This is a genomic window from Bacillus sp. YKCMOAS1, assembly GCF_030268125.1.
Lineage (GTDB): Bacteria > Bacillota > Bacilli > Bacillales > Bacillaceae > Bacillus > Bacillus safensis.
The window spans coordinates 300,024-321,465 of sequence record NZ_BSEI01000004.1; the positions used below are offsets into that span (position 1 = coordinate 300,024).

Sequence of the window (21,442 nt, forward strand, 5' to 3'; positions counted from 1 at the left end):
ATTGGCGTTCTTTAGATCAATCAATCAACAAAGCGCAGGACAAAGGGAATTTAATGAAATTTTGGTGGGCTTAGATGGTTTAAGTTATGTGCCAGCAACAGCTATTAAAAATAGTGATGTGTTCACAGCGGTTCATGTGTTGGCTTCAGACATAGCAGCAAGTCCCATCATGATCAGAAACAACGGAATAGAAGAAAAGGATAGTGACCTGTTTCAGCTTATCAACGAGCGCCCAAACGAATATTACTCGGGGTACTCATTCAAATATATTCTTGTCGCTAATGCGCTTTTTAACGGTCAATCGTTTGCTTATATCAAACGGGATAAAGACGGCACACCCTGGGAGCTTATACACATGTTAAATAGCGAAGTCTCGGTTGACCAGGTAAAGGGACGAAACGATATTGTTTATCGTTATTATCCTTCTGACGGAAAAGAAACTATTTTGAAACCGTCTGACGTGCTGCATATCAAGTTTTCCTCACTGGATGGGGTAAACGGAAAGAGCCTCTTATCCTGTCTCAAGCACGAACTGGAAAGCCAGGAGGCGGGTAAAAGGCTTGTCACGGACTTTTTTAGACGTGGCACTAATTTAAGCGGCATAGTAAATCTGAAAAAAGGCATACCATCACCCGAAGCAAGGGAAAACCTACGCAAAGAATTTGAGAAGGTTAATTCCGGCGCTAGGAATCAACAAAGAATAGCGGTCTTGAGCGAAAACGAAGAATTTAAGCAGCTTGAAATCAGTACGAAGGTTCTTGAGATTGTCAATAATTACACTCATTCAACAAAGCAGATTGCGAAAGTGTTCGGGCTGCCGCCTCATAAACTTGGCATTGAACAAGTTAACACTTCACTAGAACAAGCGAACCTGGATTATTTGACAAATACGCTTTCAAATTACTTTGCTGCCATTACAGCAGAATTAAATTTCAAAATGCTTTTTTACCCGGAAAGCAGGACCAAACGTTTTCAATTTGATGCAAGACGATTTAAGGAAACAGACGCTAAAACAAAGCGGGAAAATGTCATTGCATTACTTCAAAATGGCATTTATTCGCAAAACGACGCATTAGCAGAATACGGGATTGCGCCTATTGAAAATGGAGATAGGCGCTTTATGAGTTTGAACTATGTGGATGTTGACATTATGGACGAAATCCAAAAAGCGAAGGCGAAGGGGCTTCCGATTCCTACGGTCGATAAAGGGGGTGATGATATTGGAGAAGGAGATTAGAGCCATTCAGGAAGGTTCGCTAAAAGCCACAGAAGAAACCGATAAAGGCAGGATGATTACAGGCTATGCATTGAAATTTGGTACACGCAGCCACAACCTGGGCGGCTTTATCGAAACCATTGAAAAACGAGCGCTGCAAAATGCTGATATGTCAGATGTAAGGGCGCTTATTGACCACGATCCGTCAAAGATTCTAGGAAGAACCAAAGCCGGAACATTGAAATTATCTGTGGATGACATTGGCTTGCGGTTTGAATTGTCTTTACCTAACACGCAATACGCTAATGATCTATACGAAAACTTGAGACTTGGCAACGTTTCAAATTGTTCATTCGGCTTTCACCTTGCCAAAAATGGCGACAGCTTTAAACGAGATGAAAAATCGGGGCTGCCGTTGAGGAGCTTAAACAACATTTCACGTATTACTGATGTTTCAATCGTCACTTATCCGGCTTATGAAGATACAGACGTATCAATCGCACAGCGGCATTTAAAACAGCATCAAAATAACCATTTAGAAAAAGAGAAAATCAAGTTAGAGCTTGAGCTAATTCAATTAAGTCTTTAGAAAGCACTCGTACATTGCGGGTGCTTATTTTATTTGGAAAAGGAGCATGAACATGTTAAAAGAGAAAATCCAGGAATTACGTTCAGAGATCACAAAGAGACAAACGGCTATCAATACAAAAATCAAAGAAGCGCAGAAGCGGGCTGAAGAAGATAACCTTGAAGAAGCAAAAACGATTAAAGATGAAATCACTTCTTTAAAAGCAGAGATTGAGACAATGACAGAAAAATTAAAAGAGCTAGAAGAACTAGCAGGGATCGAACAAGTAGAAGTGACAGAAGGAGAAGAAAGATCGTTTAATCCACGAGGCCCAAAAGTGAATCTTCCAAACGAAATCGAAGAAATTCGTAGCAAAGTAAACGACTATATCCGTTCGTATGGTCAAACTCGTGATGGGCTAAAAACTATTGATGCAGAGCCGATTATTCCAGTTGAAATTTTAACAACGCCGCAGCGTGAACCCGAAGATGTGGTTGATTTGGCTTCAATGGTTAATAAAAAGGCGGTAAAAACAGCTAGTGGAACATACCCGGTTATTGCAAACGCAAAGGTTGGACTTGTATCTGTAGCGGAACTTGAGAAAAACCCGGAGCTTGGTAAACCCGAATTCAAAAAGGTACGTTATGACGTTGAAACGTATCGTGGAGAGCTTCCAATTTCTCAAGAATCAATTGATGATGCTGGCGTAGATTTAACGTCTTTAGTTGCTGAATTCTTGCAACAAACTAAGCTAATCACAACTAACAGAGCCGTAGCAGCGGTTATTAAAACATTTACAAAGAAAACTGTTGCTGACACGGATGGTATTAAGCAAATTTTAAATGTTGATTTGAAACAGGCGTACAAACGTAATATTGTTGCGACTGCTTCTGCTTTCCAACATCTTGACACATTAAAAGATAAAAACGGACAGTACATTTTACAACAAAGCATTGCTTCACCTTCTGGAAAAACATTGTTCGGCAACTCAATTACTGTAATGGATGATGAGGTTTTAGGCTCAAAAGCTGGTGACATGATGATGTTTATTGGTGACTTAAAAGCAGCCATCTTTTTTGCTGATAGAGTGGATGTTACTGCAAAATGGGTTGAAAACTCTGTTTATGGACAAGTGCTATCAATTGCGACCCGTTTTGATGTTAAACAAGCTGATGAAAAAGCCGGGTTCTTCGTTACGATCAAGCCGCCAGTTGAAACAGGCGCTACAGAATAGGAGTGAAGAAATATGACCCTTGAAGAATTAAAACACGCTTTAAGGATCACTCATGACCTGGATGACAAAATGCTAGAAACCATAAAAGCAGCGGCAGAAAAATTTATAAAAGATAGCGTCACCTTATCGAAAGAGAGGGACGCTTTTTTTATTGATAATCCTTGTTTTGATGATGCGGTCATGATGCTTTGCGGTCACAGGTATGAAAACCGATCAGCGGTATCAAACAAGAATTTGCAAGAAGTGCCGTTCGGCGTTATGTCGTACATTCAACAATTTAAAGGGGAGTATCCTTCATGGACTATGGACGATTAAATACGCCGATATCTTTCGTTAAAAAGGAAAATAAAAAAGACCCTATATCCAGGGAGAACACTACGAAGATAGAAAGACTTTTCACCACCTGGGCGGAACGGCGTGATCAAAAATTAAGAGAAAAGCTATCAACAGCCGGAACGGTTTTAGAAGATAGTTTGACCTATGTTATTCGCTATCAACAAGTATCAACCATTTCCAACGCTATGCACGTACAGGACCACTTGACCAACGAGCTTTATCAAGTCATTGATATTCTGCCAAACGAGCAGGACAAAGACTTGATCAATGTCTTTGTAAAGAAGGTGAGTTGATGGCGCTTGAAGCAAGCGGTTTAGAAGAAACATTTAAAGCTATTGAAAAGATGGCTCGTCAAAATGTAAAAGCGGAAAAAGCTGCCGTTCTTGAAGGAGCCCAGATGATAGCGGACGGGTTGGAAAAGAACACGCCATTTGATAGCGATAGCGGCAATAAGAAGCATTTAAAATCAGATGTTTTCTATTCTAAACCAAGAGAGGACGGGGAAATATATTCAACCGTTGGCTATGGTAAGGAAACGGCTTATAGGCTGCATTTTACTAACTTCGGAACGATCAAGCAGCGCCCGCAAAGTTTTATCGAGCGCACGATCAATGAATATGAACAACTCGTTTTATCAAAAATGCAAAGTGTTTATAGGGGGTTGCTCGGGCTATGATGATGCTGCCAATACAAGAAGTCGAAATGATTTTGACAGGATCGTCCGATCTGACAAGCTACGTCCCGGATGAAAAAATCTATCTTGTGGACGTGCCGGAGTTAGATCAAAAGGTAGATCAAGCCCCAATGATCCGCATTAATGAGCTTGAAAGCTATCGTAATGCGTATGAGGATGATCAAGCGACAGGCATAAGCGTTGATATACAAATAGATTTATGGACCGGGACAATCAAGGAAGCGCAAGAAATACAACCGATTATTGATCGTTTGATGGCTTCGGCTGACTATCAGCAATACGCTTCCGCATTTGATAAAGACCCGGATATAAATTTGTATCGCTATGCTAGGCGGTACAGAGCAAACAAAGAAATAGAAATCACTTTTAAATAGAGAGGATGAAATAAATGGCTACAACAGGATTGAGAGATATTAGAGTCGGCGTTTTTGAGGATGACGCCGCCAAAGAAGCAACCGAAGTAATAAATGTACCTGGGGCAATCGAGTCCAAGCTAGAACCAAGCTCGGAAATTGCCGTTCTTTACGGGGATGATGGGGTATTTGATCAAGAAGGCTCGGGAGTTGGCGAAGCAAAGCTAGAAATAAATGTGGCTGACCTTACAACAGAAATGAAAAATAAATTGCTAGGCGCTGAATTAGTTGGCGGCTGGCTTGAGGCATATGGAAAAGATACTGATCCGCCTTTCGTTGCTATCACGTTCCGGCAAAAGACAAAAGGTGGTTTTTGGTATGTGGGACTTTTGCGAGGCAAATTCGGTATTCCATCCACAGAAGGTAAAACAAAAGAGGATAAAGTCGAATTTATTACGCCGACAATTGAGGGACAATTCATGCCCCGGAAATTTGATGGTTGGACGTATATCATGGCGCACAGCGCAAGCAAGGGATTTACTGAACAAGGCTTTTATGATTTTGTCTTTAAAGGGATCGCCCCTAGCACTGATGGTGACAACGGAACAGCAAAAGCACCGTCAAGCACCACAACAAAAGAATAGTGTTTTCAGATAGCCAGGTAATTTATTTTACCTGGTTAAACTGGATTCATTAAAAAATATACGAGGTGTTTAAAATGTTAAAAATTACAATGATTGACTCAATAACAAAAGAAGAAAAAACGTACACAAAGGATATGCCGTCGGCACGTCAGTTAAGACGTGCACTTGAATTGCAAGCACAAGCAGAACAAGAGGAAATTGAAGGTACTACAATGCTTGATGAAATGATTACTTATGTTGTGGATGTATTTGGGAAGCAATTTACTTATGATGACTTTTTGGACAACGTTCCGTCTGATCAGACATTTCCAACTATTGCTGATGTAATGATGCAAGTGACAGGACAAAAAAAGGGAAACGACGGCTTGAAAAAGAAAGCGGTGAAAGCACAGAAATAGAGCATTTGGAAACGTGGCAAGATTACCTAGATTCATTAGATGATATATACGAAGATTTGATGAAAGAAGGGTACAAGTATCATGAAATAGATAACATGGACTTGAACGGATTTTTACGTCTTGCGAATCGAAAAGGACAAAGCACGGGCAGCGTTCCAATAGATCAGATTTTAAAACCAGTAGGCTTTTAAGCCTGCTTTTATTTTTGAGGAAAGGAGGTAAACCATATGGCAACGGAAGGGCGTCCGATAGGCTCACTAGTCGTTAATACGACGTTAGATAGCACAGGGTTTGACAAAGGTGTCACAGCCTTGAGGCAGCAGCTTAAAACGGCACAATCAGCAACCAAAGCAACCGCAGCCGAATTTAAAGCATTAGATGACAAGCTCGGCGAAAGCAAAAGTAAGGTGTCGGGCTTGTCGGATCAATTGAAGATTCAAGAAAGAATTGTAGATTCCTATAGACAAGCATATGAAAAACAAGTGGAGCAATACGGCGAGGGATCAACCCAGGCGCAGAAATACGCACAACGCTTAAACTCTCAAATAACAAGTTACCGCAATATGCAAAATGCTTTAAGGCTTGCACAAAGCCAAGTGGAGCGGCTTGAGCATGCCGAATCAGAAGCAGCAAACAGCGCCGACGATTTAGCAACCAGTCATCAAAATGTATCTAATGATGTAACGGCAGCGGGTAAAGAGGTTTCCAAACTCTCAAGCATTTTAAAGGGCGGATTTGCTACGGCAGCGGTGGCGGGTACGGCAGCCATTGGAGCATTAACGGCAGCCGTTGGCACGCTTGGCGCAAAAATGACGGCTGATATACAAGCATCACAAGGGCGTTTAAGAGCGCAGCTAGGCTTGACAGGTGATGAAGCCAAAAGGCTCACAGGCATAGCAAAAGACGTGTGGTCACAGGGCTTCGGAGAAAATTTGGATGATGCAAGAAATGGTCTGTTTCAAATTAAACAAAATATCCGAGGCATTGCAGACAAGGACCTTACAGACGTAACCAAAAAAGCCCTGGTACTTGCTGATGCTTTTGATTCAGAAGTAAATGAAGTTGCGAGAGCGGGCAACAATCTTATGAAAGGTTTTGGCGTGTCTGTGAGTGATGCGTTCGATTTAATGACGTATGGAGCGCAAAACGGATTGAATTTTTCCAATGAGATGTTCGATAACCTGTCCGAGTATTCAACGTTATTCGGAAAAATGGGTTATTCAGCGCAGGAATATTTTCAATTACTCGTCAATGGAACAAAAGCAGGCGTTTATAACTTGGATTACGTCAACGACGTCATGAAAGAGTTTCAAATTCGAGTCAAAGACGGTTCAAAATCAACTAATGAAGCAATGGCGAGTATGTCGAAACCGACACAAAAGGTATGGCAAGACTTTTTGAAAGGTAAAGGGACTGTCAAGGATGTATCAAACACCGTTTTAAAAGAGTTGAAAGGCATGAAAGACCAGGTGGACGCTAACAATATCGGCGTGGCTCTTTTCGGGACAAAATGGGAGGACCTAGAGGCTGACGCCATGTATGCCCTGGGCGGCATTGATGGAAAAATCGGTGACGTAAAGGGAAAAGCTGACGAAGCAGGGGCAGCATTGCAAGACAATCTAGGCACACGCTTTAAAAAGATCGGGCGTCAAGCACTGTCAGCGCTAGAGCCGTTAGGAGGCGCGGCGGCTACAATGCTTGAAAAAGCCTTTAATATTGCTGACCCGATCATGAAACAAATGTCCAGCGCTGGCAATACAGTAAAACAGGCAATGGCGGGCATTTGGGGCATATTGCAAGGCGAGGGAAGCGCTGAACGCTTAGAAGGTTACGGCATATTATCGCAGCTTTTCCCGCCTGGCGTGGTTGATATGATTGTTAGCACTACAGATACAGTAAAAGGCGTGATTGATAGTATAAAAAGCTCATTTCAAAGTATGCAGCCGACCTTTCAAGCGATTGGCGGCATTTTGATGAATGTATTTGTCACAATGGCCCCGATTGTAAAACAAGCCCTGGGCGGCATCTTGTCATTTATCGGACAGCTTGCCGCAGTGTGGGGAACATTTTGGAAAGAAAACGGCGGTGTGATTACACAAGCCTTACAAAATATATGGTCCGTTGTCCAATTTGTCATGCCTGCCATTATCGCTATTATCAAAAGCGTTTGGGGCAACATTAAAGGCGTTGTCATGGGCGCAATGCAAGTGATACAAGGCGTCATAAAATTTTTCTCGGGCTTGCTGACTGGAGACTTCGGCAAGATGTGGCAAGGCATCAAAGACGTGTTTTTCGGCTCGATTAAAGCGATATGGAATTTTGTTCAACTTTCCTTTTTCGGTAAGATTCTCGGGATTGCGAAATCACTCGGAAAAGGGCTTTTAGGCATCTTCCCGAAAATGTGGTCTAGCATTGTCGGTTTCTTTAAAAATGGAGCTGCAAACACCGGGAAAATGGTCACTTGGCTAAAAGACAAAGCCGTTTCTATTGCGACAAGCATGAAAGACGGCATGGTCAAACGTTTTTGGGACATTGTAGACGCAGCCAAAAAATTGCCGGGTAAAATCGGTAATGGAATTAAAAACATGGCATGGGAGGCGCTTAAAGGCGTCAAGGCATTAGCAAATAAAATGAATGATAAACTTTCCTTTGTTGTGAATGGTGTTATCGGTGGTGTTAACTGGGTTCTTGGAAAAGTCGGTGTACCAAAAGAAAATCAAATACCGGAATGGACACCGCCAAAATACGCAAAAGGGACAGGTGGACACCCAGGGGGACCCGCCATTCTAGGCGACGGAGGAATGCAAGAACTGTTTATCACGCCTGGCGGTCAAATGGGGCTGTCTCCTTCAACTGAAACAATGATGAACCTGCCAAAAGGCACGGAAGTATTATCAGGACCTAAAACTAAAGCTTTGTTTGATGGCGTGCCATTTTATAAAGATGGTACAGGCAAGGGCGGCAACTTCATTTCTAATCTTTTCGGCAAAGTAAAAGACCTGGTTCTTGATGTGTCTGACTTCATTACAAAGCCTAGCAAGCTGCTGAATACATTGCTTCAAAAGATGGGGATCACGACCCCGAGCATGGCAGGCGGCTTTGGTCAGATCGTCAAAGGCAGCTTTTCTTTTATCAAGGACAAAGCGGTTTCCTTTATTAAAAACAAGATAAAAGACTTTGGTTTTGTTCCTGGTGAGGGAGGCAGCGCAGCGGTCAAAAAATGGGTGGCTCAAGCAATTGCAATTAAGGGCATTTCCCCATCTTTTTCAAAAGCGCTTGAAACGATTGCTATGAAAGAGTCGGGCGGAAACCCTACAGTCGTAAATAATTGGGACAGCAACGCAAAAGCGGGGCATCCGTCCCAGGGGCTTATGCAATTCATTCCGTCTACCTTTGCAGCAAACAAAGAACCAGGTTACGGAAATATCAAAAACCCTGTTCACCAGGTTCTTGCGGCTATCAACTATTTGAATAGTCGGTATGGCGGAATCAACAAGCACCCGGGCTTGGTCAACATGAGAAAAGGCGGCAAGTACATTGGCTATGATAAAGGCGGTATCATTACCCGAAATCATATGGCAGAGGTCCATAAAGGGGAAATGATTTTACCTTTAAGACAATTCCGCAGAAACCGGGCTATGCAGGTTCTTGCTCAAGCTAATCGAATGGTGGGCTATCAGCCCGAGCAGCAGGGACAAGGTTCAACAAATGTGATTGTTCAAAATGATAGTAGCGAGGCTATTAAACAACTAGAAAACAAGTTTGATCAAATGATCGGCTTGTTGACACAGATCGCCATGAAAGACACCACGATAAATGTTGAGGGACTAAACAAGTACAATATGGATTTACTCAAAAATAGGCAGCGTAGGGGAGGGTTTGCGACTTGAGCTATGAATTTTATACGGATTACGGGGAAGGACTTCAATTGATCAGTGAGCGCCTTCCCTTTTTACGTTGCGTAAAATTCACGCCTGTGTCAGCTTCAATTGAACGTCAAACGGCGGTTGTGGCAAATAGACCAGGATTAAAACAAACGTCGAAAAAAGTCCGTTTCAAAGAAAGAAAAATCAAAGCACGATTTTATATTAAAGCAAAAAGCACCGATCAGTTTAATAGATACAGGGCGGCGCTCACAAGGGAGCTAGTAAGAGAAGAACCCTATTACATTAGTTGTTCTTTTTCTCCTGGCATACGCTACCTGGTGACGTGTGATGATGAAATCGAAATCGAAAAAGATGACGGGAAAAATTATAAAGAAGTTGATGTGGGATTTACCGCAGGGCTTGGGCTTGGAGAAACCGTCTTTAATACTGAAAAGCCCTTGAATTTGAACGGAGAGTATTTTTATCTTGGCATGAATTTACCGAGTCAAGACGATCTGAAATACCGTTTCACGTCCAAGACGTTCAAAGTCTATAACGCTTCTGATGTGACAATTGATCCGATTGACTTTGATTATAGCGTCACCATGTATTTAACAGGAAAGGACGTAAATATTCGTAATGATGCCACGAAAGAGGCGTTAACGATAAGGGGATCGGTTTCCAAAAAGCAAAAAATCATTATTACAAGACAATATGTCATGATTGATGGGAAAATGGCGGACACGTCTGGGCGCTTTCCGAGCTTGCGCCCTGGCTTTAATCCATTTGAGATCGAAGGCGCATCCAGTATTGATATGCGGTTTGTCTTGCGCTTTTACTATAAGTAGGTGAAATGATGAATCAATTATTTGTACAGTCAAAGCACGATCCAACAAATAAAGTACCTTTGGAACACGTAGAACCCGAAGTCTCGGATAAATTAGACGGCACAAAGCAATTGTCATTTCAATGTTTGCAAATACCCGAGACTGAACTTGCTTTCGATATGCTTGTAAATGACAACATTTTGCTTATAGATGAGATCGAGCACAAAGCGCAGCGGTATATCATTGTAGAAGATGAAAAGAAAACAGAAAACGGGGTGTCATTCCGTAATGTGACGGCTGACCATATGTATATTGTTCGTCTGACATATAACCAGGTTGACGAAGAAATCAGCGGAGAAATAGATATAGACACAGCGCTTAAACATGCTTTAAAAGGAAGCGGACTTTCCTTTACCGTCATGCCGGATGCGAAAGGCTTGAAAGCCAAACTAGAAGGATTCGGCAAGAAAAAGTCGTTAGAGCTGATGAACGACCTTATATCGGCTTTTGTCGTGGAACTTGATGTAAACAACGATCATATTTACGTGTATAAAGAGATCAAAAAGCGGATCAATTACAAATTAGATACCAGGGCGAATATGAATACGATCAGTGTCAAAAGCAGCTTGTCCGAATCTTTCACCCGGATAAAGGGTTATGGCAAGGTAAAAGAAGAAAAGGACACAGCGAGCGAGGAAACAAAAAGCTATGATAGTAAATCGGCGAAATGGAAAACAAACAGTGATTTAAACGCCATGTATGCGGAGGACGTTGGTCAAACGTTCTCTTTTACGTTTAAAGGGACAGGCTTCAGCGTGAAGCTGATCAAAGAAAAATTAGGCGGGAAAATCACGTTCAACATAGATAAAAAGACAAACAAAACATTCAGCACGTACAAAGACACAGGCAAAGAAAGTCATGTGGTTGAAACGGTTGACGTGATCCGAGGTCTTGAGGATAAAGAGCATACGGTCGTTGCTACATTCAAAGGAAAAGACAGCAAAAACCCGAACACGAAAAAAATGAAAACGGGTTTCCGGGTGAGCGTGCCTAACGGGAATTTCATTGGACTTTATCGGACCTTTAAAAATGATGAAAAGTACATGTTCCCACCTGTGACATACATTCACCCTGACGAAAAACTTTTTCTTGTAGATGGTCGCCCGAGAGTAGCGGAAACAATTTACGAGGATTCCATTTCAAAAAAAGAAGACATGGAAGAACTTCTAAAAGAGAAAGTTGACCCTTATCCAAAATTAACTATCGAATTGGATTTTGAAAAAGTGCATGATCCGAAGCTCGAAGCGATTGAGGACAACATTTGTAAAGGCGCTATTGTTCCAGTCATTGCAGATACAGCATATGGCATCCTGTTTGAAGGAGAGGTAAGGGTACAGGAAATCAAATATAACCCTCTCAATTTGGACATGAAGCCATCTGTCACGCTGACGAATTATCGTAAAGACATTATTGACTATCAACTAGAGCAGACCGTCGCAATGAAGAAGCAGCGGGATTTAATCAAGAAAGAAATTGCCGAGATGCTTGAGGCTCAAAAGAGCATAGCAAGCACCACGCAAAGCCAATTGAATAATATCAATACAAAGGTTTCCCAGGATTTGAGCTTGTCATATTCAAGCGTTACGAAAACCTGGTCAATTGATGATAGCAGCGTTGACGGTGCGGAAATTGACGAGGTAGGGAACACTATTGATATAGATATAGGTATCGACATAAAATCGAAAAGCCCCAGGGCGGGCGTTGATTTTGATTTAAGTCTAAAGGGAATCACGGCAGGCGTAACCGTTGATACGACCAACCCAAGCGGCATGAATATTATGCTCGCTAAAGACGGTCAAAGGATCAGCCCAACGGCTACCGATATACCAAATGGCGCACAAATTAATATTTCATTTTACTTAGATAGCTGACGATCAAACGTCGGCTATTTTTTATGAAAGGAGCTGATAACATGGGAAGATTCAGCTTGTTAAAAGTATTCAAAATCGGAAAAAATGCAGAGTTTGAAGATAATCTATCGCAAAATGCACGTTCCACAGAAAACGCATTGAATCAACTAGATATTGAAATTAAGGAACACAAAGCAAGCGAAAAAGCTCACGAAGCGGCAAACATCATCCACAGAGGGAAAAGCGTGGCGCATTGGCTTAATAGTTATTGGTCGCGGCTTGTAAATCTGATCGTCAATCATGACGGAAACGATATAAAAGAGGTTGTGGACGGAAGGGTTTCGCTTGATGCGACCATTCATCCGACTTTGAATGATCGTCTTGAATATGACTTCGATCAATTTGAAAAGAAAGTCAATGACATGCTTTCGATTGTGTCTTTGCAGCCGTTTTTAAACAAATACGGCAACTTCACAAAGGCGTTACAAGCAGCACTAGAATTATCAAAGGATCGTCCCATTTGGCTTTATATTCCCCCTGGAGGCTATACCCTGCGTGAACGGGTGAGGATTTATAAAAACACTCATATCACTTTACAGGCAGGGGCAACGATCAAGCGTGGATTTGTTGGCAGCATGTTTGTAAATGGTGATTCAAATGAGAGTTTCACCGCATATAACGGACACGGAAACTTGATCATTGACGGTCAAGGCGCTATCGACAGCATGGGGCATGAAATCAAAGAGCAGTGTTCTATTTTCGGCTTTGCTCATGCATCCGGCATTATCATGCGAGATATTACCTTGAGAAATGTATGTGGTGGTCATGCGTTTGATTGTGCGGGCAATGAAAATGTCTTGATTGATAACGTGACATTTGAAGGTTTTGCGGATTATGTAGGAGACAGATGGTTTTCCGCAGCGGTTCAAGTTGATTTGATGCGTTCCTCTAGTAACTTCGGTGCGTTTGGAGCTTATGATCACACACCGACAAGGAACCTCACAATGCAAAATTGTACTATCCGAAAATCAGCAGAGCTTGGGGGTTATCCTAGAGCCATTGATTCACATACAAGCACTGATGGTGTTCTCTATTCGGGTATTAGATTCCTCAATAACAAGGTTTACGATTGCACAGAATGGGCGGTGTCGGGCAACAAATGGCAAGATGTGTTTGTTGACGGCAATTCCTTTGAAAACTGTTCCGGCGGTGTTAGAACGTTATTGCCGAGTGTTGATAGTGTCTATACACAAGACAAAGACGGCAACCAAACGGGAAGAGTCAATAAGACAAAGCGTCACACAATTACAAATAACAAATTTAAAAATATGTCGGTTGATCATGCAATCCAGGTTTTCGGTCGTAAAGGTTATCAAACCATTGATCACGTAGTCATTTCAAAGAATCAAATTGACGGCACGACAAGGCACGGTATTCATGTTTCTGACGTCAAACATTTTGTTATTGATGATAACAACATGGAGAACATTGGACATCACGGCATACTGGTGACACGCAGCACACGGGGAAAGGTTCACCATAACACAGGACGTGACATCCAGGGGAACGGCGTGCGGATCGAGGAAGGAAGTTGCGATTATGTTTCTGTGGATGATAACACGCTAGAAGAGATCGGTTTCTCGGGTATATCAGTTTCGGGAGAATCGGAATATGTACAGGTGGATAAAAACTTCATCTTGAACGCTGGCAAGCGTGGGGATGAATACGACTTTATTTTGCTTATGGATGGCGTCAAAAATAGTGCTGTCCGCAACAACACAGCAACCGGGAAAACAGGTCGACACGGCTTGTATTTAACAAGCAAATGTTCATCCATTCAACACTATGGAAATCGTTTAAAAGGTGCTGGGAAAGTATCAGCATTAAACGATAATAGCGTTGATCCTATTTTGACCATTGAAAACATTACTTGAGGGGGGATATCATGACGAATCAAATTTTTAAAAATGGCGTGCTGCCTTTCGTGGTTGATGCCTATGATCAAAGCGTGTACGATTCAAAAATTGTTTTCTCAACCCAAGACATAGGCACAGCAAAGCTAGTATTTCAAATGCGTAAAGATGGTGTGCCACTTCCGTTGTCAGCGGTTGACGGAAAACTCGTACTTTTATTTAACAATGGATCCAAGAACGTTCGGAATATCACTCTTATAGATAAAGTTGAGGGAATAGCCGAATATGTCTTAGACAATAACGAAATTAAGCTATACGGCAAGGTTCAAGCGTCATTAAATTTGTATTATCGTAACGGACAAGCCTTGTCAATTCACGAATTCACTTTCGATATTCAGCGTAATTTAATTGACCAGGACATTGCCCCAGCTGCTGAGTTTTATATTGATGATTTTCAATCGCTAAAAAAGCAGATTGAGCGCATGGCGGAGGAGCTTGAAGCGGATATAAAAAAGAGAACTGACGATATGCAAGGAAACATTGATAAGATCACGAAAGAGCTTCAAGAGCAGCTTGACAGGATGAAAGAGAAACTTGACGATCTCGAAGCGCTTGAAACCAAACAAGGCGCACAAGATAAAGTAGACGCACATGCTAACAATAGCGAAATCCATGTTGTTAAGGCTGATAAAGATAAGTGGAATAACGGTCAACTTTATAGGCTTACTCAAAATAATGGTAAGCCCATTTATAAAGGGACAAGCGAGACTACAGATTACAACGAGATTACTGATACTGGTTTTTATCTTTTATATAACAAGGGTTTAAATGGTCCTCCATCGGTCAATAAATCTTTCATGATAGTGTTAAGTTATGGTAGCACTCTTTTACAGACTGCATATGACACGAACGGTAAAGATTCGTTTTACAGAGTACGCAATCAAGATTCAACTTGGACAGAATGGACGAGGGGCCTAAGTGAAAAAGACAAAATAACCCAGAGCGAAAAAGATAAATGGAATAATGGTCAATTGTCTAAGATCACGGCTGATACAGGAATGCCTTTGATTTCTTTGAAAGATACATCCAAAAGCATTCTTGATGAAATTATCAATAATGGAGTAGGGCAAGGAACTTTTTACGCAATTGCCGGTTCAAAAGATTTACCGAATCAGCGTTCTTTCCGAGGTTTCTATCATATGACTGATTCCACAAACGGCGTAGCCTCTTTCGGATGGGTATACGCAACCGACTACCAAAACAATATCTACACCAACTATCTAAACAATACTGTGTGGAGTGGTTGGTCAAGGTTATCTAATCCGTCTATGTTGTCTGAAACCGGACAAAGTCAATTGTTGCCGAATGGTACGGACATTTTAACGCTGCCGTCCGGCTACTACTATGCAGTAGGCACAAACGTAGTCAACATGCCAAGCAAAACAGATTCGTCTTGGTTTAATATCTACGTCATTGACAATGGCAACAATCGTAAAACGTACCACATCATTAGAAGTGGAGATAACCTTCATTGGTGGGGAACGGTTCATACGGACGGGAAACTTAAAAGTTGGGACCGAATGTTAACCGAAAAAGATTTAAGTAGCACGTGGAATCAAGTCACATTTGTTACAGGTACAACAAAACATTTTGCTAGTAACCCACTTCAATTCTCAATACGTCTAAACTCTTTACATCTTCGGGGGTCTTTTGAGGGAGTCCCGGCGAACGATACTATCATTGCGCGTTTTACTCAAAAACCGTCAGCGACAACCGTTTTTGTGGGTGCTACGGTTGGATCATATGGTTCAGCCCGTTTGACGCTTGCGGAAGACGGATCGTTGAAATTTGACGGTTTAAACGCAAATGACAATTCGAAGGTGACACGAATTGAAATAAACGAAGAAATTCCATTGTGGTAAAGGAGTGATTGACAATGCAAATTTTCTACTACGACGAAAATTTCATGTATATAGGCGAAGATGTCATAAGTGATTATGACGAGCTGCCTAAGAACGCTACAGATGTACGTCCAGAGGGGTTATATCTTCCCCTGTATGATGAGAAAAAGAGAACATGGAGTGAATCAGCATCCAAAGAGTATATAGAGAGCTTGCAGCCAAAGCCGCAGCCGTCAGAAATGGAGATCATGCAGAAGGAAATAGCCGAGCTTTATTACTTGCTTGCGGTAGGTGAAGCATCATGAATATTTGGTTTGAAAGAATCAAAGGTTTTTATGATAGAGAATTATGGACAAAAGAAATGGTATATAACACAGTAGCAGCGGGGAGAATCACCCCCGAACAATATGAGCAGATCACAGGTGAGCCATACGAGGTATAGGCTTATTTTTTATGGCGGGAGAAGGTGAGAGTTATGGAAATGGATTTGGCGCAATATTTGATGACACAAGGACCCTTTGCGGTTCTTTTTTGTTGGGTGTTGTTTTATGTTCTCAACACAACAAAAGAAAGAGAAAGTAAACTCAACGAGCAAATAGATGCTCAGAACCAAGTGTTAGAAAAATTCAGTGAGAAATATGATGTTGTCATAGAAAAACTAGATCGCATTGAAAGAAACCAAAAATAAAAAGAAAAGAGGAATTAATATGAAAAACTTTGACAAAGGCACGGTCGTTCGCACGGTGCTTCTTTTTATTGCACTAATCAATCAGGCGCTAATCATGTTTGGCAAACCTGTTTTGCCGATCAGTGAGGATCAGGTAAACACATTAACAGAAACTTTATATCTTGCCTTCTCAATGGTCTTTACGTTAGTGACAACCCTTATGGCATGGTTCAAAAACAACTATGTGACTGAAACAGGAAAGAAACAAAAAGAAGTTCTAAAACAAAAAGGATTAACAAAATAAGAGCTGCCCCAGGCGGCTTTTTTAAATACTAAAAAACAATTTTAAGGAGACGATGAAAAATGGTGAAAATCATTCAAGACTTCATTTCAAAAGGGAATAAAAATAGACCGGGCAACTATATGAAACCTTTATATATTACGGTTCATAACACGTCTAACACGTCAAAGGGCGCAGACGCAGCAAGTCACGCAGCTTTTGTTAAACGATCTAGTACAGCCGTTAGCTGGCACTACACTGTGGACGAAAATGTCATCTATCAGCACTTACCACTAAACGAAAACGGATGGCACGCAGGAGACGGCAGAGGCACGGGAAATATGAAGTCGATCGGCATTGAAATTTGTGAAAATAGTGATGGTAATTTTGAGAAAGCAGTCGAGAACGCTCAATGGTTAATTCGTCAGTTAATGCAGGATCAAGGCATTCCATTGTCAAACGTTGTTCCTCATAAAAGATGGAGCGGGAAAGAATGTCCACGTAAGCTGCTTAATCGTTGGGACAGCTTCAAAGCAGGTATTGCAACTGCTCACACGGGTAAAAAGCCTTCTGCTAAACCAACAAAAGCAGAACCATCCAAAACAGCAGCTTCCAAGCCTGCTAAAAAGTCATATGGCTTGCCAACAGGTATTTTAAAAGTGACAAAGCCTCTTACAAAGGGGGCAGGCGTAAAAGCTGTACAACAAGCTCTAGCGGCGGTTTACTACTACCCGGACAAAGGAGCAAAAAACAACGGTGTTGATGGCTATTACGGACCAAAAACAGCGGATGCGGTCAAACGATTCCAATTGATGCATGGACTTGCTGCCGATGGTATCTATGGACCGAAGACAAAAGCAGCATTAGAAAAAGCATTGAAATGAGTAAAACCCCTGTCCTTTTTAGGATGGGGGATTTTTTTGTATGTTGATTAGTAACATCGAATAAGTAAACTTTCTGAAGTATAGTTAAATATCTAAAGCATTTGCACCTATAAAAAACATACATATTCCCATATATATTTTATATATTTGTTTAAATCCCTTTTGATTAATTTGATCTAAGTAATATATTGTATTCAATACCATAATATTCTATAATTAACAATTGGAAGATCGTTGAAGTGTTGGTTATCAAATTACGAGTCTAGGTCGTAATTTTTTAATAATACAATTCAAAGGGGAAACAAAATGAAGAGATTTATAACAAGTTTGAAAGTCTTTGTTGCTGTCCTATTATTGTTTGCGATCACACCCATTGTAGCAACCGCAGAAGAAACTAACGATCAGTATTTAACGTTTGAAAAAGCAACGGATATTGTAACAAATGAAGACATAGAAAACTACAAGGCTCTAAGTGAAGAAGATATTATTGATCAAAAAACAGCAATTAGTGAGGGTTATGATGAAGGTGATGTTTTATCAAAAGAAGATACCTTATTTTTATTAACTCAAGCAGTTGTTGAACGTCAGGAACAAAACGAAGAAATTTCCACTAAAGGGATTAAATCATCAAAAAGTTTCACTGTTTCTAAAAAGAAATATGGAACAAAAGTGACTGTAAAAGGTACAATGTATCAAAATATTGCATTCATTGCAGGTACATCATCGTATCGCGGGAATATAATAGCGACTCGAAACAGTGGAAAACTAAAACAAGTCTCCCTTAAAACGTATCATGATTCATTCGGTATTATAGGATGGGGTGGAGGCTTTCCATCTATCGGTAAAGTATATGGTGGGAAAGTGAGTCATAAAAAAGTTGCTAATGCCAAAAAATATGCAATGGATAAAACACACCGTTACAATTCTATTATTCCAGCATATACAACTATGTGGACAAAAGCATCTGTGGTGACGAAGTCAAACAATGCGTATGATGTAGCTTCTAAAACATGGTCTAAATGGCATTAAACCTTTATGAAAGGAGATAGTAAATATGCCTTGGAATACGATTATTGGGGCTAGTCTATTTGTGGTTATACCTGTAGTCATTATCGCAGCAGTAATTTATTTTATTAAAAGAAAGAACACCAAAACATCTAATAGCTGATGACTTAAAAAAGAGCCGTTTATATTAATTAGGCTCTTTTTTTATATTAGTTAGTCAAAATTGCTCCGAATAAGGCTTTACCATATCAAACACCCTAACTTTTGCGGTTTCTTTTCGGTGTGGAATATTTAAGTGGATGATAATATATGTAATTATAGGGAAAATAAAGGAAGGGGTAGGGTCTTATGGAGAAAGTGCTTTCTTCTCATGTCGGTATGAAAATCAATGAATGGTATTACCATATTCAAAGATTTAACGTGCCGGACGCCGAAGCATATAAAGAAGAAATAAAATCTTTGCTCAATGATATGGAGGAAAACCAGGATTTATTATTATATTTCTCTCTCATGGAATTCCGACATAAATTAATGTTGGATTATTTAAATCCATTGGAAAACGGAAAAGAGCGTGCCGACTTTAGAGAGTTAGCAATGAAGATCAAAAAGGATCAAGAGAAATTAACGGGTTTACTTGATTATTATTTTAACTTTTTCTATGGCATGTACGAATTTGAAAACTATGAATACCTCAACGCAATTACCTTCTATAAACGAGCAGAAAAAAAGCTGTCTCTTGTCAGTGATGATATTGAACGTGCCGAGTTCAATTTCAAGATGGCAGAAATCTATTACCACATGAAACAAAACCACATGTCTATGCACCATATAGCCCAAGCAATAGATTGTTACAAAGAAAAAAACACTTATACTGTTAGGCAGATACAGTGTTCTTTTGTTATTGGATTAAATTATATTGATATGGGTTGCCCCGAAAAAGCAATGCCTCATTTTGAATACGCACTAAAAAAAGCTTCTGACAACTCAACAAAAAGATTAAAAGGATCGGCGCTTTATAATATAGGATTAAGTTATTTCCACAATGATGAACTATTAATGGCTATAAAATACTTTAACGAATCAATCCATTCTTTTAAAGAACAAGGATACGAACATTTAAATAAAATTCTTGATCCGATGGTTATGTTGACAAAGTCATACTTTAAAACTGATCAAAATGATTTAGGGTTATACGCCTTAAACGAGGGAATAGAATTGGCTGGAAAATTGAAAGACGACATATTTCTAAATACATTCACTCTATTGAGATCATTGTATTTAGAAAACAATGTTAATCGTATAAAAGATGCAATGGTTTATTTGGAATCAAAATCTTTTTATGCGAATCTTGAAGATTTAGCGAAAGATGCGGCGAAACATTATAATAAAGAAGGAGATAAAGAGCACGCAAACGAATTTTATGAGAAGATTCTTTATTTCCAACACCAAATTAAGAGAGGGGACTGTCTTTATGAAATTTAAGTCAGTTGCAGCCGTATTAATAATCGTCAGTGTGTTTGGTGCTTTTAGTTATGTTTCATCAAACGATATCCATAATGAAGCCCAGCGGGGACATACAACAAGTATCGGTTATTTTGCTTAATTAAAAAAGCCCTTTTCGGAGGGCTTCTTTTTTAATTGAACATTATTTTCAGAATCTACATTTCTTTTAATTTTGCTTCTGCTGCTTTCATTGCTTCATTTTTTGAAGAAAATCCTTTGCGTACAATCCTTCTTCTTTTCCCTGTTACTTTATCGAGTGATTCTAGGGTATACGAAAATGTGTTGTCTCCACATGGTTTTACACTAATCATGTTTTCCCCTCCTGTTTCCGTAATATAATAAATTCATTTTACTTAATATCCCATAAAAAGCAATATTATCAGAACCGCCATTCCTTTTTCTCTTTATCCCATCTAATCTCTTTTCGAGAAATAAGATTTTCAACTGCCTTACGAATCGCTGGCTCATCCCTGCCTGTTTTTCTTTTAAGTTCATTCATTGTTGGGTTTCGTCTAAAACGGCTCATATTATAGATGATCCTGTATAGCTTCCTCTCAAGATCATTCATGAAATCACCACCGTGAACTATTTTATTTGAATATCTTTTTCATTAGCTTACCGGATGCTTTACCCGCAGCACGTCTCATGATACGCTTGCCTATAGTGCCTTTTTGAACGGCATTGACGTCACCTAAGTATTTTGATGTTTTATAAAGGAATGATCTTATTTTATTTATGTTCATGTATGCCCTCCAATGGTTTTAAACAAATTATATCAAATATGCAACATGAGAAAATTATTTGAAACTTTTTTTGTATACATGCGTCTAATCTACGGTTATAAGATTTTTTGTGTTTATGTTATGTTTACATGTCTTTATCTCAACACAAAAAATCAAGTTCTTCATAAACATACCGTGTTTATTGGAAGTCTGAACTCATCCATCGTTCACCCGCGTGAAATTTTCAAAGAGGCCTTTAAACGGTCCGCTGCTTCATTTATTTGTGTGCACAACCATCCATCTGGAGATCCGACGCCTAGCAGAGAAGATATTGAAGTCACACAGAGACTATTTGAATGTGGAAAGCTGATTGGAATACAGCTGCTTGATCATCTTGTCATAGGTGATCAAAAATTTGTGAGTTTGAAGGAAAAAGGGTATTTGTAACACTTTTTTTTTCAATGTTTTACGATATAATAGAGTTTATGAGTTTTTCCCTAAGGGAATTTTGGTTTAAGAAA

26 protein-coding genes and 1 pseudogene are annotated in these 21,442 nt (G+C 40.1%); 24 read left to right on the forward strand and 3 right to left on the reverse strand.

The window, feature by feature from the left end; all coding sequences use genetic code 11:
• Position 1: 1 nt before the first annotated feature.
• The 23 genes from QSJ46_RS14105 to QSJ46_RS14215 all read left to right on the forward strand — a co-directional run bounded on the left by QSJ46_RS14105 (position 2) and on the right by QSJ46_RS14215 (position 20,299).
• A complete protein-coding gene (locus QSJ46_RS14105) occupies positions 2–1,237 on the forward strand; it encodes a phage portal protein (protein WP_285604877.1) in 1,236 nt (411 codons plus the stop codon).
• Positions 1,215–1,805: an HK97 family phage prohead protease gene (locus QSJ46_RS14110; protein ID WP_285604878.1), complete on the forward strand. Its 591-nt coding sequence runs from the start codon at positions 1,215–1,217 to the stop codon at positions 1,803–1,805. The genes QSJ46_RS14105 and QSJ46_RS14110 overlap by 23 nt, the downstream gene beginning before the upstream one ends.
• Positions 1,806–1,857: 52 nt before the next feature.
• A complete protein-coding gene (locus tag QSJ46_RS14115; protein ID WP_285604879.1) occupies positions 1,858–3,018 on the forward strand; it encodes a phage major capsid protein in 1,161 nt (386 codons plus the stop codon).
• A gap of 12 nt (positions 3,019–3,030) precedes the next feature.
• Positions 3,031–3,333, forward strand: coding sequence for a head-tail connector protein (locus QSJ46_RS14120; RefSeq protein ID WP_073206596.1), 303 nt, complete (start codon positions 3,031–3,033; stop codon positions 3,331–3,333).
• Complete coding sequence (locus QSJ46_RS14125) at positions 3,315–3,647, forward strand: phage head closure protein (RefSeq protein WP_285604880.1); 333 nt, start codon at positions 3,315–3,317, stop codon at positions 3,645–3,647. The genes QSJ46_RS14120 and QSJ46_RS14125 overlap by 19 nt, the downstream gene beginning before the upstream one ends.
• Positions 3,647–4,030 carry an HK97-gp10 family putative phage morphogenesis protein gene (locus QSJ46_RS14130; RefSeq protein ID WP_285604881.1) on the forward strand — a complete coding sequence of 128 codons (384 nt, stop codon included), beginning with the start codon at positions 3,647–3,649 and terminating at the stop codon, positions 4,028–4,030. The genes QSJ46_RS14125 and QSJ46_RS14130 overlap by 1 nt, the downstream gene beginning before the upstream one ends.
• A complete protein-coding gene (locus tag QSJ46_RS14135) occupies positions 4,030–4,422 on the forward strand; it encodes a hypothetical protein (protein ID WP_285604933.1) in 393 nt (130 codons plus the stop codon). Before QSJ46_RS14130 ends, QSJ46_RS14135 begins: the two co-directional genes overlap by 1 nt.
• A gap of 14 nt (positions 4,423–4,436) precedes the next feature.
• Positions 4,437–5,045, forward strand: coding sequence for a major tail protein (locus QSJ46_RS14140; protein WP_285604882.1), 609 nt, complete (start codon positions 4,437–4,439; stop codon positions 5,043–5,045).
• A 74-nt stretch (positions 5,046–5,119) separates the two neighbouring features.
• Positions 5,120–5,443 carry a phage tail assembly chaperone G gene (gene gpG / locus QSJ46_RS14145; RefSeq protein ID WP_285604883.1) on the forward strand — a complete coding sequence of 108 codons (324 nt, stop codon included), beginning with the start codon at positions 5,120–5,122 and terminating at the stop codon, positions 5,441–5,443.
• Positions 5,444–5,448: 5 nt separating this feature from the next.
• Positions 5,449–5,634 carry a hypothetical protein gene (locus tag QSJ46_RS14150; RefSeq protein WP_254806144.1) on the forward strand — a complete coding sequence of 62 codons (186 nt, stop codon included), beginning with the start codon at positions 5,449–5,451 and terminating at the stop codon, positions 5,632–5,634.
• A 36-nt stretch (positions 5,635–5,670) separates the two neighbouring features.
• Positions 5,671–9,333: a phage tail tape measure protein gene (locus QSJ46_RS14155; RefSeq protein ID WP_285604884.1), complete on the forward strand. Its 3,663-nt coding sequence runs from the start codon at positions 5,671–5,673 to the stop codon at positions 9,331–9,333.
• A complete protein-coding gene (locus tag QSJ46_RS14160; RefSeq protein WP_285604885.1) occupies positions 9,330–10,157 on the forward strand; it encodes a phage tail domain-containing protein in 828 nt (275 codons plus the stop codon). The genes QSJ46_RS14155 and QSJ46_RS14160 overlap by 4 nt, the downstream gene beginning before the upstream one ends.
• Positions 10,158–10,165: 8 nt before the next feature.
• Positions 10,166–12,067 carry a phage tail protein gene (locus tag QSJ46_RS14165; protein WP_285604886.1) on the forward strand — a complete coding sequence of 634 codons (1,902 nt, stop codon included), beginning with the start codon at positions 10,166–10,168 and terminating at the stop codon, positions 12,065–12,067.
• A gap of 41 nt (positions 12,068–12,108) precedes the next feature.
• Positions 12,109–13,980 carry a right-handed parallel beta-helix repeat-containing protein gene (locus tag QSJ46_RS14170; RefSeq protein ID WP_285604887.1) on the forward strand — a complete coding sequence of 624 codons (1,872 nt, stop codon included), beginning with the start codon at positions 12,109–12,111 and terminating at the stop codon, positions 13,978–13,980.
• A gap of 11 nt (positions 13,981–13,991) precedes the next feature.
• The gene (locus QSJ46_RS14175; protein ID WP_285604888.1) at positions 13,992–15,881 is read left to right on the forward strand and encodes a BppU family phage baseplate upper protein; all 1,890 of its coding nucleotides are present in this window, start codon (positions 13,992–13,994) and stop codon (positions 15,879–15,881) included.
• Positions 15,882–15,895: 14 nt separating this feature from the next.
• Complete coding sequence (locus QSJ46_RS14180; protein ID WP_254806150.1) at positions 15,896–16,165, forward strand: hypothetical protein; 270 nt, start codon at positions 15,896–15,898, stop codon at positions 16,163–16,165.
• Positions 16,162–16,302 (forward strand): XkdX family protein, encoded by a 141-nt coding sequence (locus QSJ46_RS14185; RefSeq protein ID WP_076840382.1) that lies wholly within the window; start codon positions 16,162–16,164, stop codon positions 16,300–16,302. The genes QSJ46_RS14180 and QSJ46_RS14185 overlap by 4 nt, the downstream gene beginning before the upstream one ends.
• A 33-nt stretch (positions 16,303–16,335) precedes the next feature.
• Positions 16,336–16,548 (forward strand): BhlA/UviB family holin-like peptide, encoded by a 213-nt coding sequence (locus QSJ46_RS14190; RefSeq protein WP_101677298.1) that lies wholly within the window; start codon positions 16,336–16,338, stop codon positions 16,546–16,548.
• A gap of 19 nt (positions 16,549–16,567) precedes the next feature.
• Complete coding sequence (locus QSJ46_RS14195) at positions 16,568–16,831, forward strand: phage holin (protein WP_247544482.1); 264 nt, start codon at positions 16,568–16,570, stop codon at positions 16,829–16,831.
• A 59-nt stretch (positions 16,832–16,890) separates the two neighbouring features.
• Positions 16,891–17,691 (forward strand): peptidoglycan recognition protein family protein, encoded by an 801-nt coding sequence (locus QSJ46_RS14200; protein ID WP_254806151.1) that lies wholly within the window; start codon positions 16,891–16,893, stop codon positions 17,689–17,691.
• Between the two features lie 306 nt (positions 17,692–17,997).
• Positions 17,998–18,720: a hypothetical protein gene (locus QSJ46_RS14205; protein ID WP_254806152.1), complete on the forward strand. Its 723-nt coding sequence runs from the start codon at positions 17,998–18,000 to the stop codon at positions 18,718–18,720.
• A gap of 324 nt (positions 18,721–19,044) precedes the next feature.
• Positions 19,045–20,178, forward strand: a complete 1,134-nt coding sequence (locus tag QSJ46_RS14210; RefSeq protein WP_254806153.1) for a response regulator aspartate phosphatase — start codon at positions 19,045–19,047, stop codon at positions 20,176–20,178.
• Complete coding sequence (locus QSJ46_RS14215) at positions 20,168–20,299, forward strand: hypothetical protein (RefSeq protein ID WP_269195419.1); 132 nt, start codon at positions 20,168–20,170, stop codon at positions 20,297–20,299. The genes QSJ46_RS14210 and QSJ46_RS14215 overlap by 11 nt, the downstream gene beginning before the upstream one ends.
• A 55-nt stretch (positions 20,300–20,354) precedes the next feature.
• Here the strand turns inward: QSJ46_RS14215 and QSJ46_RS14220 are convergent, their stop codons facing one another.
• From QSJ46_RS14220 to QSJ46_RS14230, 3 genes are all read right to left on the reverse strand, one after another.
• Positions 20,355–20,510, reverse strand: coding sequence for an Arm DNA-binding domain-containing protein (locus QSJ46_RS14220; protein WP_254806154.1), 156 nt, complete (start codon positions 20,508–20,510; stop codon positions 20,355–20,357).
• Between the two features lie 68 nt (positions 20,511–20,578).
• A complete protein-coding gene (locus tag QSJ46_RS14225) occupies positions 20,579–20,767 on the reverse strand; it encodes a hypothetical protein (RefSeq protein ID WP_075621684.1) in 189 nt (62 codons plus the stop codon).
• A gap of 22 nt (positions 20,768–20,789) precedes the next feature.
• The gene (locus QSJ46_RS14230) at positions 20,790–20,942 is read right to left on the reverse strand and encodes a hypothetical protein (protein ID WP_034325207.1); all 153 of its coding nucleotides are present in this window, start codon (positions 20,940–20,942) and stop codon (positions 20,790–20,792) included.
• A 123-nt stretch (positions 20,943–21,065) separates the two neighbouring features.
• On the opposite strand from QSJ46_RS14230, the pseudogene radC reads away from it, so the two are divergent.
• Positions 21,066–21,368: pseudogene (radC, locus tag QSJ46_RS14235) on the forward strand (RadC family protein); the annotation flags it as partial.
• Between the last annotated feature and the right edge of the window lie 74 nt (positions 21,369–21,442).

What these genes read in the sequence shown, in the direction of transcription:
- QSJ46_RS14165 (WP_285604886.1), top strand. Translation starts at nt 10,166, where the DNA reads ATGAATCAATTATTTGTACAGTCAAAGCACGATCCAACAAATAAAGTA.
- QSJ46_RS14230 (WP_034325207.1), bottom strand. Translation starts at nt 20,942, where the DNA reads ATGAACATAAATAAAATAAGATCATTCCTTTATAAAACATCAAAATAC.
- QSJ46_RS14110 (WP_285604878.1), top strand. Translation starts at nt 1,215, where the DNA reads ATGATATTGGAGAAGGAGATTAGAGCCATTCAGGAAGGTTCGCTAAAA.
- QSJ46_RS14130 (WP_285604881.1), top strand. Translation starts at nt 3,647, where the DNA reads ATGGCGCTTGAAGCAAGCGGTTTAGAAGAAACATTTAAAGCTATTGAA.
- QSJ46_RS14175 (WP_285604888.1), top strand. Translation starts at nt 13,992, where the DNA reads ATGACGAATCAAATTTTTAAAAATGGCGTGCTGCCTTTCGTGGTTGAT.
- QSJ46_RS14185 (WP_076840382.1), top strand. Translation starts at nt 16,162, where the DNA reads ATGAATATTTGGTTTGAAAGAATCAAAGGTTTTTATGATAGAGAATTA.
- QSJ46_RS14125 (WP_285604880.1), top strand. Translation starts at nt 3,315, where the DNA reads ATGGACTATGGACGATTAAATACGCCGATATCTTTCGTTAAAAAGGAA.
- QSJ46_RS14155 (WP_285604884.1), top strand. Translation starts at nt 5,671, where the DNA reads ATGGCAACGGAAGGGCGTCCGATAGGCTCACTAGTCGTTAATACGACG.
- QSJ46_RS14120 (WP_073206596.1), top strand. Translation starts at nt 3,031, where the DNA reads ATGACCCTTGAAGAATTAAAACACGCTTTAAGGATCACTCATGACCTG.
- QSJ46_RS14220 (WP_254806154.1), bottom strand. Translation starts at nt 20,510, where the DNA reads ATGATTAGTGTAAAACCATGTGGAGACAACACATTTTCGTATACCCTA.
- QSJ46_RS14195 (WP_247544482.1), top strand. Translation starts at nt 16,568, where the DNA reads ATGAAAAACTTTGACAAAGGCACGGTCGTTCGCACGGTGCTTCTTTTT.
- QSJ46_RS14225 (WP_075621684.1), bottom strand. Translation starts at nt 20,767, where the DNA reads ATGAATGATCTTGAGAGGAAGCTATACAGGATCATCTATAATATGAGC.
- QSJ46_RS14200 (WP_254806151.1), top strand. Translation starts at nt 16,891, where the DNA reads ATGGTGAAAATCATTCAAGACTTCATTTCAAAAGGGAATAAAAATAGA.
- QSJ46_RS14115 (WP_285604879.1), top strand. Translation starts at nt 1,858, where the DNA reads ATGTTAAAAGAGAAAATCCAGGAATTACGTTCAGAGATCACAAAGAGA.
- QSJ46_RS14205 (WP_254806152.1), top strand. Translation starts at nt 17,998, where the DNA reads ATGAAGAGATTTATAACAAGTTTGAAAGTCTTTGTTGCTGTCCTATTA.
- QSJ46_RS14190 (WP_101677298.1), top strand. Translation starts at nt 16,336, where the DNA reads ATGGAAATGGATTTGGCGCAATATTTGATGACACAAGGACCCTTTGCG.
- gpG (WP_285604883.1), top strand. Translation starts at nt 5,120, where the DNA reads ATGTTAAAAATTACAATGATTGACTCAATAACAAAAGAAGAAAAAACG.
- QSJ46_RS14140 (WP_285604882.1), top strand. Translation starts at nt 4,437, where the DNA reads ATGGCTACAACAGGATTGAGAGATATTAGAGTCGGCGTTTTTGAGGAT.
- QSJ46_RS14180 (WP_254806150.1), top strand. Translation starts at nt 15,896, where the DNA reads ATGCAAATTTTCTACTACGACGAAAATTTCATGTATATAGGCGAAGAT.
- QSJ46_RS14170 (WP_285604887.1), top strand. Translation starts at nt 12,109, where the DNA reads ATGGGAAGATTCAGCTTGTTAAAAGTATTCAAAATCGGAAAAAATGCA.
- QSJ46_RS14215 (WP_269195419.1), top strand. Translation starts at nt 20,168, where the DNA reads ATGAAATTTAAGTCAGTTGCAGCCGTATTAATAATCGTCAGTGTGTTT.
- QSJ46_RS14210 (WP_254806153.1), top strand. Translation starts at nt 19,045, where the DNA reads ATGGAGAAAGTGCTTTCTTCTCATGTCGGTATGAAAATCAATGAATGG.
- QSJ46_RS14135 (WP_285604933.1), top strand. Translation starts at nt 4,030, where the DNA reads ATGATGCTGCCAATACAAGAAGTCGAAATGATTTTGACAGGATCGTCC.